Genomic DNA, 13,858 nt, shown 5'->3' with positions numbered 1-13,858 from the left:
GGGTCATATACCTCGTCTTCCGGTACTCGGTCGACGGCAACGCCCTCTGGAAACGGGTCAGCAAGTGCGTCCGGGAGGGGGAGGTCGAGAAGGCCCGCTCTTTCTGCAGGGGCTCGGAGGCGCCGCTGGCCATGATGCTGGATAGAGGGCTGTCCACTTACGGCAAGAGTGAACGGGAACTGCAGAACGCGGTGGACGAGGTATCGCTCGAGGTCATACCGTCCATAGACAGGCGGGTGCCCTACCTCGCGATGGTGGCCAACGTGGCCACGCTGCTGGGGCTTCTGGGGACCATACAGGGCCTTATCCAGGCCTTCTCCGCGGTGGGCGCCGCGGACCCCTCGCAGAAGGCCGCGCTCCTGGCAAGCGGCATATCGCTGGCGCTCTACACCACCGCCTTCGGCCTCATCGTGGCCATACCCATGCTCATTACCTACAGCCTCCTGCAGTCCAAGGCGCACAGGCTGGTGGACGAGATAGACGAGTTCTCGGTAAAGCTTATAAACCTCCTCGTCCACAACCGGCCGGACAGAAGAACCGATGGCTAGGAGACCTACCAGAAGGCTCCACAAAAACCCGGTCTGGACCGACCTGAACCTGATACCGGTGATGAACCTCTTTATGGTCCTCATCCCCTTCCTGCTCCTCTCGGCCGTCTTCGCCAGGACCGCGATAATAGACGTCTACCTCCCGCGGGACGTCCCGGAGAGCGCCGAGACGGCGGCCGTGCCGGGCGACGTCCTTACCGTGCACATAACGGAGAAGGGTTTCGCCTTCAGCGGGCTCGGGGAGGGTACGCCGCCTGTCGGGAAAAAAGACGGTTTTTTCGACTTCGGGCTCCTGACCGCGAACCTCCTCGAGATCAAAGGGCAATACCCGGACCGGGAAGAGGTGATACTGCTCTTCGAGCCGTCAACGCCCTACGAGCTCGTAGTAAAAACAATGGACGCGACAAGGGAACGTATAACCAGTGAAAACGGACGGGTCATAAGGGACCCGCTCTTCCCGCTCGTCTCGGTGGGGGAACACACCGAAAGGGATAAGGGGTAGGCCCGTGCCTCAACCTCCGAGCAGAAAAAGGCGTATTAAAAAAGGGACGATGGTCGCGCACCTGACGCTCGTCTCGCTTATGGACATGTTCACCATCATCCTCCTCTTCCTGCTCCAGGCCTTCTCGGTGGAGGGCGAGGCCTTTACCACCTCCGAGAAGTTCAAGCTCCCCTTATCCACCGCCCAGGAGGAGTTCAGGCCCAGGCTCACCGTGCAGGTAACCCGCAGCGAGATACTGGTGGAGGGGATGAAGGTCATGGAGGCGGGCGAGGAGGCCGCGAAGGGGGACATGCTCTTGAGACCTCTCTTTGAAGAGCTCGAAAGGGAAGCGGAAAAGAGCCTTTTCATCGCCGGCGCCAACCCCGAGGTGGAGCTCTCGCGGGAGGTCGTCATACTGGGGGACAGGACCATCCCGTTCGCGCTCCTCGAGAGGGTGATGTTCACGTGCGGCCAGGTGGGGTACAACAACATATCTCTCGCGGTAACCAGGGATGAGTAGCGCCGGCGCGGCACTGTTCGTATCCATACTGACTCGCAGCGGAGAGGTCGAGACCGTCTACCCGACAGGTGGGCTGACGCTCGGAAGGGATTTGGCCTGCGACGTCTCCGCGGAGCTGCCCAACCTGCCGGAGAGCTACACGTTTATAAAAAAAAGCGGCGCGGGACACACCCTGAGGCTCTTAAAGGGCATCCCCGGCGTGCTCCGCCGCAGAAAAAAGGAGGTCCATCTCGACGCCCTCGTCGAGATGGACCTCGTGGAAAAAAAGGGAGGGTTCTACCTTGTGGAGCTCTCCCCCGGCACCTCCGGGGAGCTGTCGCTCGGTGATACGCTCGTCAGGTTCGGCTACACGAGGAGAGAGCCGCTGCCGACAAAGTTCCCCTTCGTATCGACAAGGGACCGGGTCTTCCTCCTCCTCCTCCTCCTCTCGCTCTCTACCCACGCTTACTTCGTCAACCACCTGAACTCCATCGAGATATCGAAGGCGCCGCCTATCGAGGCCATAAAGGCCATGCCCAAGAGGTTCGCCAGGCTCATCCTCATGCCGCACCAGATAAGGACCGAGAAGAAGACCGTACTCAAGGTCACGAAGGCTGACGAAAAGCCGCCGGAGAAGAAGGTGAAAAAGGAGGAGAGGAAAAAAACTCCGGCGAGGGAAGAGAAGGTTAAGGTGGCAAAGAAGAGCGGGGCGGCCGGAAGGGAAGGCGTACGCGAGCGGGTCGGCCGGAAGGGCATACTCGGCGTAATCGGCGCCAGGGAGGGGATGCTCTCCAGGCTCGGCAGCGAAGACGTCTGGAGGGACGTCGATTCGATAATAAGCGGGGCGCGTAAGGTCGACGAAGACGTCAGGGAAGGGCTCGGAGGGCTCGAAGAGGTCGATGTGGCCGACCTTACCGGGGAGTTCGTAACGGACAGGGGAAAGCCCCGGAGCGCCGAGGATATAGTAAGGGATAAGAGGAAGTCGGCCTCCTTCAAAGAGACGGGGGGGAGAGGGGGGGAACCCGACAAGAGCAGGATCATACGCGAGGAGGCCGACGTATACAAGGTGGTGAAGTCCTACGTTGGCGGGCTTAAGTACCTCTACAATAACGCGCTCAGGGACGAGGCGTCGCTCAAGGGCACGATAACCGTTGCGTTCGTCATAGACGCCTTCGGGACCGTCACCGACATCCGGATGGAGGGCTCCACCCTCCTCTACTCTCCCCTCGAGAACTCCATCTTGAAGAGGATACGCCTCTGGAGGTTCAAAAGGCTCCGTGGCGCCGAAGACTTCACCATAAGCTACACCTTCGACTTCGCCCCGGTGGGCTAAGTGCTGCCGCACGGTTAGCGTGTATGCGGCCCAATACACCATTGCTATCTCGCACCCCGAACGGCCGTCCTGAATTCGAAACACCCTCAGGGTGCTGCCGCACGGCTTGACTTATCCCCAAAAAAACCATATTATCCCCTTATATATGAAGGTAACGAAAGCAGTCTTCCCGGCCGCCGGTCTCGGCACGAGGTTTCTGCCCGCCACCAAGAGCGTGCCCAAGGAGATGCTCCCCATCGTGGACAAGCCGCTCATCCAGTACACGGTGGAAGAGGCCAAGGCCTCGGGCATGGAGGAGATCATCATGATCACCGGCATGGGGAAGACCGCCATAGAGAACCACTTCGACACCTCGTTCGAACTCGAGCTGCACTTGAAGGAGAAGGGCAAGAAGGAAACGCTCGCGATGATGGAGGAGATCTCGGAGCTGGTCAACTACACATACACCCGGCAGAAGAAGCCGCTCGGGCTCGGGCACGCCATACTCTGCGCGAAGAACATGGTGGGAGACGAACCGTTTGCGGTCTTCCTCGGAGATGATATAATAGACTCCAGGGTGCCGGCCATGAAACAGATGCTCCGGGTCTTCAAGCGCTACGCATCGAGTGTCGTCGCCGTAAAGCGGGTCCCCGCCAGGGAGGCCCACCTCTACGGGGTCGTGGACGCCGAAAAGGTAGCCCCCAGGGTATACCGGGTCCGCAACCTGGTCGAAAAACCGAAGGGGAAGCCGCCGTCGAACCTGGCCATAATCGGCAGGTACATACTGACCCCCGAGATATTCGGCTGTCTCGAGCGGACCCGGCCCGGCAAGGGCGGCGAAATACAACTGACCGACGCCATGAAGGGGCTCCTTAAAAGCCAGGAGTTATACGCCTACGAGTTCGAGGGGGAGCGCTACGACGCCGGGGATAAGTTCGGCTACCTCACGGCCAACATAGCCTTCGGCCTCAAGCACCCCGAAACCGGCAAAAAACTCAAGAAGTTCCTGAAAGGGCTTAAGCTGTGAGCCCGGCCGGAGCATAGAGAACGCCCATGGCAAAAGCATCCAAAAAGGTCCGGAGCGTGAGCTCCGCACCGGACCAGACCGAAACGGTGCAGTCGCTGATCTCGGACATGGAGGAGATCCTGCACTCGGATGGGTCCAAGCCCATAGGCAACATGCCCAGGGCCGACATCTTTTCGACCTCCGACGACTTCGTTGTGGTGGAAGTCGAACTGCCCGGGGTGCGGTCCGAGGACATAGAGGTAACGCTCTTTAAGAACGCGCTCAGCATAAAGGCGCTCAAGTACGAGTGCTTCGAGGACAACAGGGTCAACTACGTCTGCATGGAGAGGTCCTTCGGGAGGCTCTTCAGGACCATCGAGATACCACAGGTGGTCAACCCGGCAAAGGCGAAGGCCGTATACAAAGGCGGCGTACTCACGATAAGGATGCCGAGGGTCGAGGAAAAACGCGGAAGGTTGCAGCATATCCCCGTAGAGCAGTCTTAGGGGTATAAAAGGGGGCCCGATGGCCGAAGAACAGACGACAAACGAAGAGCAGATTACCATACCCGACACCCTGCCGGTCCTTCCGGTAAGGGACGTGGTGATATTCCCGTTCATGATAGTGCCGCTCTTTGTCGGCCGCGAGAAGAGCATAAACGCCGTCGACGCCGCGCTCACCAAGGACAGGCTGCTCTTCATGTCCGCCCAGAAGGACTCCTCCAAGGAAGAGCCCGAGCCCGCGGACCTGTACGACTTCGGGACCGTGGGCATGATCATGAGGATGCTCAAGCTCCCCGACGGGAGGGTGAAGATACTGGTCCAGGGCCTTGCCAGGGGCAAGGCGACCCGCTTCCCGCAAGTAAACCCCTTCTACACCGCGTCCGTAAAGCAGGTGAAGGACCGCCCGGCGGAGACGCTCGACGTGGCGACCGAGGCACTCATACGCAACGTAAGGGACCTTCTCGAAAAGCTCGCATCAATGGGCAAGGCGGCCTTCCCCGAGGTCCTGACGGTGCTCGATACCGTCAAGGAGCCCGGAAAGCTCGCGGACTTGGTGGCCACCAACCTCGCCCTGGAGGTGGAAGAGGCCCAGGAGGTGCTCGAAACCACAAACCAGGTAAAGAGGCTCGAGAAGGTAAACGAACTCCTCGTTAAAGAGCTCCAGGTCACACAGGTGCAGGCCAAGATCCAGACCCAGGCCCGCGAGGAGATGGACAAGAGCCAGAGGGAGTACTACCTGCGCGAGCAGATGAAGGCCATAAAGACCGAACTCGGCGACATAGAGGATACCGAGGAGATAGAGACCTTCAAGGAGCAGATAAAGAAGGCCCGCATGCCGAAGGACGTGGAAAAGGAGGCCATGAAGCAGGCCGAGAGGCTCGACACCATGCACCCGGATACGGCCGAGGCCGCGCTCATAAGGACCTACCTGGAGTGGCTTGTCGAGCTCCCGTGGAAAAAACAGACGAGGGACACGCTCAACATCCCAAAGGCCCGGAAGGTCCTCGACGACGACCACTACGACCTGGACAAGGTGAAGGAGCGGATACTCGAGTACCTGGCCGTCAGGAAGCTGAAGAGAAAGACCCGCGGCCCCATACTATGCTTCGCCGGCCCCCCGGGGGTCGGGAAGACCTCGCTCGGACGCTCTATCGCAAGGGCGATGGGCAGGAAGTTCGTAAGGATATCGCTCGGTGGGGTCAAGGACGAAGCCGAAATAAGGGGACACAGGCGCACGTACGTGGGGGCGCTGCCGGGCAGGATTATCCAGGCCATGAAGCAGGCCGGCACGCAGAACCCCGTCTTCATGATGGACGAGATAGACAAGCTCGGCATGGACTTCAGGGGGGACCCGTCCGCGGCACTCCTGGAGGTGCTCGACCCCGAGCAGAACTACGCCTTCAGCGACCACTACCTGAACGTCCCCTTCGACCTCTCGAAGGTCATGTTCATAACAACCGCCAACCTCCCCGACTCCATACCCGGCCCGCTTATGGACAGGATGGAGACTATAGACATCCCCGGCTACACCGAGGAGGAGAAGGTGGCCATAGCCATGAAGTACATAGTCCCGCGGCAGATAAAGGAGCACGGCCTGAGCGAAAAGCTCCTGACCATACCGGCCGATACGGTCGAGAAGGTAATAAGCGAGCACACCCGGGAGGCGGGCCTTCGGGGGCTCGAGCGCGAGATCGCGAGCCTGTGCCGGAAGGTGGCCAAGAAGGTGGCCTCCGGCGATAAAAAGCCCACCGTCATAAAGCCGGAAAACCTGCATGACTACCTCGGCGCCGAGAAGTACATGCACGAGGCCGAGCGGGAAAAGGACGAGATAGGCGTGGCGACCGGGCTTGCATGGACGCCGGTGGGAGGAGAGGTCCTCTACGTCGAGGCCACCATCATGAAGGGCAAGGGCCAGCTCACCCTCACCGGGCACCTCGGCGACGTCATGAAGGAGTCCGCCCAGGCCGCGCTCAGCTACGCCAGGGCGCGGGCCGGCACCCACGGCCTGCCCGAGGACTTCCACAAGAACTGCGACATACACATCCACGTACCGTCCGGCGCCATCCCCAAGGACGGCCCGTCGGCGGGAATAACCATGGCCACCACCATCATATCCGCGCTCACCAAGACCCCGACCGACAAGAACGTGGCGATGACCGGGGAGATTACCTTGAGGGGAAAGGTCCTTCCGGTGGGAGGCGTAAAGGAAAAATGCCTTGCCGCGCTCAGGGCCAAGACCAAGACCGTCATCCTGCCCGAAAGGAACAGGAAGGACCTCGAGGAGATACCCGCAAGCGTAAAGGAGCAGATGAATATAATCTTCGTCAAGCACATGGACGAGGTGCTCGAGCTTGTATTCAAAAAAAAAGACGGAACGCCTAAGCCCAAGGCAAAGAACTCCCCCGGAAAGACACAGGCAAGACCCTGACCGCAGCACCGGTATTCGGATGCGCCTTAAGGATCTCGGCGAAGGCCCCCTCATAAAACTCCTCGAAGAGAGGTTCGCGGAACCCCACCCACGCATAGTAAAGGCCATAGGGGACGACGCGGCCGTAACGCTCCAGAGCGACGGCGCCTGTCTGCTCTCCACCACGGACATCATGGTGGAGGACGTACATTTTTCCCTCGCCTACACCTCCCCTTACCTCCTGGGCAGGAAGTCCGTAAGCATCTCGCTATCCGACATAGCGGCCATGGGCGGACGGCCCTGCTTCCTGCTCGTCTCCCTCGCCATGCCGCCTTCCACCGAAGGAGAGTTCATCGACGAGCTCTACCGCGGCATAAAGGACTCCTCCGAAGAATTCGGGGTGCGGCTCATCGGGGGCAACAGCTCGGCCTCTTCGGACGGGGATGGGGAGGGGGGGGGGCTCGTCGTCGGCACGACCGTTCTCGGCGAGGCAGAAAGGGCGGCGGTTCTGTTAAGAAGCGGGGCGCAACCAGGGGAAACCGTCTTCGTAACCGGCACGCTCGGGGATGCCGCCCTCGGACTGAAAGCCCTAAAGGAGAACGGACAGGCGGCCCTGGAGGGGCCGTTAGGGCGGGCGGCCATGAAGCAGCTCGACCCGGCCCCGAGGGTAAGAGAAGGCGAGGAGCTCGCAAAGAGGGGGCTTGCGAGTGCGATGATAGACGTAAGCGACGGACTGGTCCGCGACCTCAAGCATATCTGTAGTGAGAGCGGCGTCGGCGCCGAGGTGGAGCTCGGGAGATTACCGCTCTCGGACCTCATGAAAGGGTGCCTCTCCGAAAACCCGGAGCTTAAACATCTCCCTCTATCCGGCGGGGAGGACTACGAACTGCTCTTTACCGCCCCGGAGGGAAAAGAGCGGGAGGTCTCGCGCCTGGCAGAAGAGACCGGGACACTGATAACCCCCATAGGCCGGGTCCTTCCGCCGGAGAAGGGCGTTACGGTCATAGGGGAAGACGGCAGGCCCGTCTCCCTTGCCTCCGACGGCTTCGAGCACTTCACGCGGTAGGTAGCGCAAGGTATTGCATGTAAATAAGCCTCTTTCATGGCCAATGCCACTAACGGCCGTCCAGAAAATGAAGCACCATCATGGTGCGGGCTTGATTGACTTTATCTCCACGCCCATTCTATAATGAACCGCTCTCACCCCAGGGGCATAAAAAAACATGAACGTAAAGACTCTTAAAAAACTGCTCGCCAATGTAAAGAAGGGAAACCTCTCGATCCCGGACGCCCTTCAAGAGCTAAAGTCCCTCCCGTTCGAGGAGCTCGACTTCGCCACCATCGACACGCACCGCTCGCTCAGGCAGGGCTTTCCCGAGGTCATATACGGCGAGGGCAAGAGCACGGCCCAGATAAAGGAGATCGCAAGGCGCATGGCCGGACGCGGCGAGAACGTGCTCATTACAAGGCTCGATGCGAGGAAGGCCGGGGCCTTAAAGAGGAGCTTTCCGAAAGCCGAGCACAACGGGATTGCGAGGACCGTATTCATAAAGTCGCACCCGATAAAGAAGGCCGGACGCGGCACGGTGCTCGTCGTATGCGCCGGGACCTCGGACGTGCCCGTGGCCGAGGAGGCCGTGGTTACGGCCGAGTGCATGGGCAACAGGGTCGGAAGGCTCTACGACGTCGGCGTGGCGGGGATCCACAGACTCCTGCATAAGAAGAAGGCGCTCTTCGACGCCAACGTCCTCATAGTCGTCGCCGGGATGGAGGGGGCGCTTCCGAGTGTCGTCGCCGGGCTTGTGGCGCGGCCCGTGGTGGCCGTGCCCACTTCGGTCGGCTACGGCGCGAACCTCGGGGGGCTTACCACACTCATGGCAATGCTCACCTCGTGCGCCGCCGGGGTGAGTGTCGTCAACATAGACAACGGCTTCGGCGCGGCCTACGCGGCGAGCCTTATAAACAGGGAGTAGACCCACCATGAAACTTCTATACTTCGATTGCCCGGCAGGTATAAGCGGGGACATGTGCATGGCCGCGCTTCTGGACCTCGGGGTCGACATAAAGAAAGTCCGCAGCGAGTTGAAAAAACTCCCGGTCGGCGGCTATACCATAAAGACCACCAGGGAGCGGCGTCACTCGATAGAGGGCGCAAGCTTCAAGGTCGGCGTAAAGGAGAGCCGCCACCACCGGACGTTCAAGGACATAAAGGGGCTCATCGAGAAGAGCAAGCTCTCCAAAGACGTAAAGAGCCTTAGCACCTCCATATTCAGAAAGCTCGCCGAGGCCGAGGGACGGGTGCACGCCGTAGCGCCGGGGAAGGTACAGTTCCATGAGGTCGGGGCAATCGACTCGATAGTGGACATAGTGGGTACTGCCATAGCCGTAACCGAGCTCAAGGCGGACAGGGTTTACGCCTCTCCCCTGCCGCTCGGGTCTGGGTTGGTCGAGACCTCCCACGGCACGATGCCCGTACCCGCGCCCGCCACGCTCGAACTCCTGAAGGGCGTGCCAGTACTCCCCTCGCCCGTCGCTAGAGAGCTCACCACCCCCACGGGAGCGGCGATACTGAAGACCCTCTGCGCGGGCTTCGGAGAAATGCCCGCGATGACGGTCGAAGGGATAGGCTACGGCGCGGGGAGCGGAAAGTTCAAAGAGATACCCAACCTGGTCCGGGTGGTGCTCGGCGAGGGCACGCATGCGGCTTCCGGCCTTACCGTCATAGAGACCAACATAGACGACATGAGTCCGCAGCTTGCTGGCCATCTAATGGAAAAGCTCTTCGCCGCCGGAGCGCTGGACGTCTACTTCACCGCGGTGCAGATGAAGAAGTCCAGGCCCGGCGTGCTCCTTACGGTGCTCACGGACGAAGGGAGGAAGAAAACCCTTACGGACATAATCTTCGAGGAGTCGACCACCATAGGCGTAAGGGCCTGGCCGGTCGAGAGGCGTTGCCTCGAACGGAAGATGATAAAGGTGAAGACAAAGTACGGCACCGTGGGTGTGAAGCTCTCGCTAAAGGACGGACAGGTGGTGAACCTCCACCCCGAGTACGAGGACTGCCGTAGGGCCGCCGACAGGAAGAAAGTGCCGCTCAAGGCGGTGATGGACGCGGCAAGGGAGGCAGTCGGCAAAAAACAATAGGTTTGTGTGCCGGACATTTATATGGTAAAATGTACTTCATTTAACTGAAAGGGGGGCGACTGGTTTCGACGGGACGGTCTCTGGCCGAGGGAAGCATACCGAGTTCCGCAAACTCGTAAATAAAGCGGACAACCAATAGTCGGCAACGACTATAACTACGCACTGGCCGCTTAAACCCGGCCAGCGTCCTTGACGGCCTTTCCTGCGGGGCGTTAAAGGACGACAAGCAGCAGGATGGCCTTTGGGGCTTTGTCCGGAGGACCTGAAGGCGAGAGCTAATCGGACTGGCGCAGCGGCACCCTGCCTGTGGGGGACCGCGGCGCGAGACTAAATCACAGGCTAAGTATGTAGATGCCCCGGTTGAAGCGTTACCGGACGTGGGTTCGATTCCCACCGCCTCCACCAACTTTTCCGGCGGAGTTCCTTAAACAGGGCTCCGCCGTATCATTTTAATCATAGTCTGCCCCGGAGTAATATGAACGCACGCCCCGGCACAAGTGCTTTCGGCTTCCTCGCGGTATTCGGCTTCGCCCTTCTGGTACGGGCGGCATATCTCTACTCCCAGGCCGAAAACCCCTTCAGCTCTTATCCCCTGAGCGATTCCATGACCTATATAATGGACGCCGAGAGGATACTCGGCGGAGACTGGCTCGGGAAGCAGGTCTTCACATTCGGCGGGGGCGCCTTTTACCCGTACTTCCTGGCCGTGCTGTTCGCCGTCTTCGGCAAGAACTATCTCGCCGTACAGGCGGCGCAGTGCCTGATGGGGGCGGCAAGCTCCGGTGTCATCTACCTTATCGGGCAGCGCCTGTACGGCACGGGGGTCGGGCTGGCAACGGGGCTCTGGGCCGCGCTCTTCGCCCCGTTCCTCTTCCACGAGGGGCTTATGCTCTCGAGCGCGCCGGCAATACTCTTCCTCTCGCTCTCGCTCTACTGCCTGCTCCTTTCGTTCGACTCCGGGAAGCCGGGCCGAGCGCTCCTTGCGGGGCTCTTTCTCGGACTCTCGGCGCTGAACAGGCCCAACGTCCTGCTCCTGGCACCGGTCTACTTCCTATGGACGGTCATTGCCGGACCGAACCCCTCTTTGAAAAAAGCGGCCCCGTACGCCCTCGTCCTGGGGACGCTCATGGTCCTCCTTCCGGTGACGCTTCGCAACTACAAGGTCGGCGACGACTTCGTGCTTATATCCTCCGGCGGCGGCTTCAGCTTCTTCCTCGGCAACAACCCCGCCGCCCCGGGCATATTAGACGTCCCAATGGGGTTGGGCATAAGTAACGACGCGAACATATACTCCAGCGCCCACGCCCTGGCTGAGCAAAGGTCCGGCAAGAGGTTAAAGCCGTCGGAGGGCTCGCGCTTCTGGTTCCGTCTCGGCACGGAGTTCCTTAAGGACTCTCCGGGAAAGGCGGCCTCGCTCTACCTGAAAAAGCTCCATCTCTTCTGGAGCGAGCTGGAGATAACCAACATATATAAGTACGGCTTCTTTCGGAACTACTCGCCGGTCCTGCTCGGGCCGCTCCAGGGCTTCGGCATGCTGGCGGTTATGGGGCTGCTGGGCGCGTTCTGGATGCTCTTCTCGGGCACGAAGGAGGAAAAACTCCTGCCGGCGCTGCTGTTCGCCTACATGCTCTCGGTTGTACCGTTCTTCATCTCCTCGAAGCTGCGCGTGCCCGTCTCGGTCTTTCTCTTCCCATGCGCGGGATACGCGTTAAAGCGCCTTACCATCGCCGGGGGGTTGCGCACGAGGACAGCGGCAGCGGCCCTGAGCGTCATCCTCTTTCTATTCGTATACCGGGGCATGGACGACGAGATAAGAAAGGCGTCGGAGTCGAATGCGTTCGCCTATCTGCATTTGGCCACAAGGGCCGTCAACTCCGGGGACTACGCCCGGGCCATGGAGTTCTATGACCGGGTCCTGGAGGACCGGCCGGAGGCCCTGACGGTCGCTGCCGACGCCGCCCGGGTGGCCGAGAAGACCGGGGATATCGAGAGAGCAAGGGAGCTGTACGGCGGAATACTCGCCAGGCTGGGCCTTCCGCCCTCGGACGGAAGAGCGGTCACGTTTTCATGGTCGAACCCATACAGTATGGCAGGCTACAGGGCGCTCTTGAGGTTGGGAATTATACGCTTCAACGAGGGGGATTACGTCGGGGCGGAAGAACTCCTGAAACCTGCGGCGATTGGTTACCCGATGGGGCTTCCGGCCCACCGCTACCTTGCGATGTCGTACGAAAAACAGGGGAAGCTCAAGCAAGCGCTGGACGAATACGAAACGTCTCTACGGATACTCCCGCGCGATGCTAACATACGCCGGAAGGTCTTGGAACTGAGATCACGACCTCACTGACCCTCCCTTATCTTCTTCGACACTCCGCCGAGTCTGGCCTTCCTCTTAAGCGTATCCAGCTGGGAGCGCAGTTTGGCGAGTGTTTTCTCTATCCCGGGGAGTTCCTTTTTGTACCTCTCGTAAGCATCTATCTCTTCCTTGGTGTATATCTGCCCGAACCTCCTGCCCTTTTCAAAGACCTCCACGTAGGCGCTCTTTTGCTCTTGCTTCCCTTCGTACTCGCCTATCTCTCTTCTCTTGTCGCTAAAGGCCCTCTTCCACCACGAGAGCGTACGGTCGCCGTAAAGCTCCTCTCCGGTGTCCGGCCTGGGGGAAGACCTGGGCGGGGCCGGACGGGTGGGCTTTTCGGACGGCTCCTCGCCGGGCGTGGTCTTAAAGATCTCCGCCTTGCCCCGGTACTCCTGGGGGACCTTCTCCAGGTCGTCCGCGACATGGAGCACCCCCTTCTCGTCTCTCCACTGGTAGAAGTCGGCGAACGCGGAGGGGGGGGCCAGAACCCCCATTATAAGTAACACGGCTATGAAGAAAAACGCCCTCATACTAAAAAGTATACACTACCTTACCGGACCCGTCAAATAGGTATCGACGTCAAGGGTTTCCCCGTCCGTTACCACGGTTACCGCGCCGTGCCTGTCGGTACGCAGGAGCCTTACGCCCCGGGACGAGTAGCGTTCCGTTGTCTCCGGGTGCGGAAAGCCGAAGGGATTCCCTTGCCCCGCGGAGACCACGGCAAAGACCGGAGCCACGCCGTCTATGAACGGGGCGGACGAGGAAGTGCGGCTCCCGTGGTGCGGCACCTTCAAGACATCGGCCTTGACGTCGGCGGAGGCGATATACTGTTCCACTTCACCCCCCACGTCCCCGGAGAAGAGAAAACTCCGGCTGCCGTGAGTGAGTTTCAGTACGACGGAGTTGTTGTTCATGTCGAAGGGGAACGGAGTATCTTTCGGCGGATGGAGGAACTCTACCCGCACCCCTCCTATATCCCTCGGGGGCGTGGAGGTGGAGACCCTTACGACCTCGGTGCCGGAGAGGGCAAGAGCGTCTCCGAGCTCCCCGAGCTTTCCATAGCCGTTCCACCAGAACTCCCGCGGGGAGAAGTTCCCGGCGATGAAGCCGAGCCCGCCCATGTGGTCGCGCTGGGCGTGGCTCAAGACAAGGTAGTCGATCCGTTTTATCTTCCTGCCCCAGAGGACCGGGGCAACGACACTCTCGCCCACGTCGAAGCCGGAGCGGTAGACCCCCCCTCCGTCCACGAGCATGGTCTCGCCTCCGGGGAACTCAACGAGTGCGGAGTCCCCCTGCCCGACGCTTATGAAGGTTACCGTAAGGTCGTCCTTCAATAGCCCTTGGTAGCGCCACCAGCCGGTATCGACCATGAGCGCGAGGAGCAGGACCGGGACGGGCCAGAGCGCCGTACGCTTCTTCGACGCCTCCGCCGCCGACACGATAAGCAAAAAGAAGAGCGCCACCTCTACCACGGTCGGCGTCGTTACACGGACCGAGGCGTAGGGCAGCTCCGCGAAGAAGCGTACGAACCACACGCCCACCTCCACGGCCGCATCGGCACCGAGGAGCAGCACGCCCGAAAGCCCCTCCCATAGAGGCAGG

13 protein-coding genes and 1 other RNA gene are annotated in these 13,858 nt (G+C 60.5%); 12 read left to right on the top strand and 2 right to left on the bottom strand.

The genetic code is table 11. The annotated features are described in order from the left end of the window. The 12 genes from V3W31_08430 to V3W31_08375 form a co-directional block, all read left to right on the top strand. Window positions 1–548 (top strand): MotA/TolQ/ExbB proton channel family protein (locus tag V3W31_08430; protein MEE9614955.1); only part of this gene is annotated, 548 nt, incomplete at its 5' end. Further along, window positions 541–1,050 carry a biopolymer transporter ExbD gene (locus V3W31_08425; GenBank protein MEE9614954.1) on the top strand — a complete coding sequence of 170 codons (510 nt, stop codon included), beginning with the start codon at window positions 541–543 and terminating at the stop codon, window positions 1,048–1,050. The genes V3W31_08430 and V3W31_08425, both read left to right, overlap by 8 nt. A gap of 4 nt (window positions 1,051–1,054) precedes the next feature. After that, window positions 1,055–1,549, top strand: a complete 495-nt coding sequence (locus V3W31_08420) for a biopolymer transporter ExbD (protein ID MEE9614953.1) — start codon at window positions 1,055–1,057, stop codon at window positions 1,547–1,549. Next, complete coding sequence (locus V3W31_08415; GenBank protein MEE9614952.1) at window positions 1,542–2,861, top strand: AgmX/PglI C-terminal domain-containing protein; 1,320 nt, start codon at window positions 1,542–1,544, stop codon at window positions 2,859–2,861. Before V3W31_08420 ends, V3W31_08415 begins: the two co-directional genes overlap by 8 nt. A gap of 145 nt (window positions 2,862–3,006) precedes the next feature. Continuing rightward, complete coding sequence (gene galU, locus V3W31_08410; GenBank protein ID MEE9614951.1) at window positions 3,007–3,867, top strand: UTP--glucose-1-phosphate uridylyltransferase GalU; 861 nt, start codon at window positions 3,007–3,009, stop codon at window positions 3,865–3,867. A 26-nt stretch (window positions 3,868–3,893) separates the two neighbouring features. Continuing rightward, window positions 3,894–4,352, top strand: coding sequence for an Hsp20/alpha crystallin family protein (locus tag V3W31_08405; protein ID MEE9614950.1), 459 nt, complete (start codon window positions 3,894–3,896; stop codon window positions 4,350–4,352). Window positions 4,353–4,371: 19 nt separating this feature from the next. Continuing rightward, window positions 4,372–6,777 carry an endopeptidase La gene (gene lon / locus V3W31_08400; protein MEE9614949.1) on the top strand — a complete coding sequence of 802 codons (2,406 nt, stop codon included), beginning with the start codon at window positions 4,372–4,374 and terminating at the stop codon, window positions 6,775–6,777. A gap of 19 nt (window positions 6,778–6,796) precedes the next feature. Then, window positions 6,797–7,822 carry a thiamine-phosphate kinase gene (gene thiL, locus V3W31_08395; GenBank protein MEE9614948.1) on the top strand — a complete coding sequence of 342 codons (1,026 nt, stop codon included), beginning with the start codon at window positions 6,797–6,799 and terminating at the stop codon, window positions 7,820–7,822. Between the two features lie 157 nt (window positions 7,823–7,979). Beyond that, window positions 7,980–8,729 carry a nickel pincer cofactor biosynthesis protein LarB gene (gene larB / locus V3W31_08390; GenBank protein MEE9614947.1) on the top strand — a complete coding sequence of 250 codons (750 nt, stop codon included), beginning with the start codon at window positions 7,980–7,982 and terminating at the stop codon, window positions 8,727–8,729. A gap of 7 nt (window positions 8,730–8,736) precedes the next feature. Further along, window positions 8,737–9,900 carry a nickel pincer cofactor biosynthesis protein LarC gene (larC, locus tag V3W31_08385; protein ID MEE9614946.1) on the top strand — a complete coding sequence of 388 codons (1,164 nt, stop codon included), beginning with the start codon at window positions 8,737–8,739 and terminating at the stop codon, window positions 9,898–9,900. 51 nt (window positions 9,901–9,951) lie between these two features. Beyond that, window positions 9,952–10,305: a transfer-messenger RNA gene (gene ssrA, locus V3W31_08380) on the top strand. Between the two features lie 70 nt (window positions 10,306–10,375). Next, window positions 10,376–12,247 (top strand): glycosyltransferase family 39 protein, encoded by a 1,872-nt coding sequence (locus tag V3W31_08375; GenBank protein MEE9614945.1) that lies wholly within the window; start codon window positions 10,376–10,378, stop codon window positions 12,245–12,247. On the opposite strand, the gene V3W31_08370 is transcribed toward V3W31_08375, so the two are convergent. Continuing rightward, window positions 12,241–12,786, bottom strand: a complete 546-nt coding sequence (locus V3W31_08370) for a DUF4124 domain-containing protein (protein MEE9614944.1) — start codon at window positions 12,784–12,786, stop codon at window positions 12,241–12,243. The genes V3W31_08375 and V3W31_08370 overlap by 7 nt on opposite strands. A 15-nt stretch (window positions 12,787–12,801) precedes the next feature. Continuing rightward, on the bottom strand, window positions 12,802–13,858 hold a 1,057-nt coding region (locus V3W31_08365; protein MEE9614943.1), incomplete at its 5' end, for a ComEC/Rec2 family competence protein.

It is taken from the genome of Thermodesulfobacteriota bacterium (assembly GCA_036482575.1).
In the GTDB taxonomy this organism is placed as follows: Bacteria; Desulfobacterota; GWC2-55-46; order GWC2-55-46; family JAUVFY01; genus JAZGJJ01.
The sequence above is the reverse complement of the archived record's forward strand: the minus strand, read 5'-3'. Positions and strand labels throughout refer to the sequence as shown.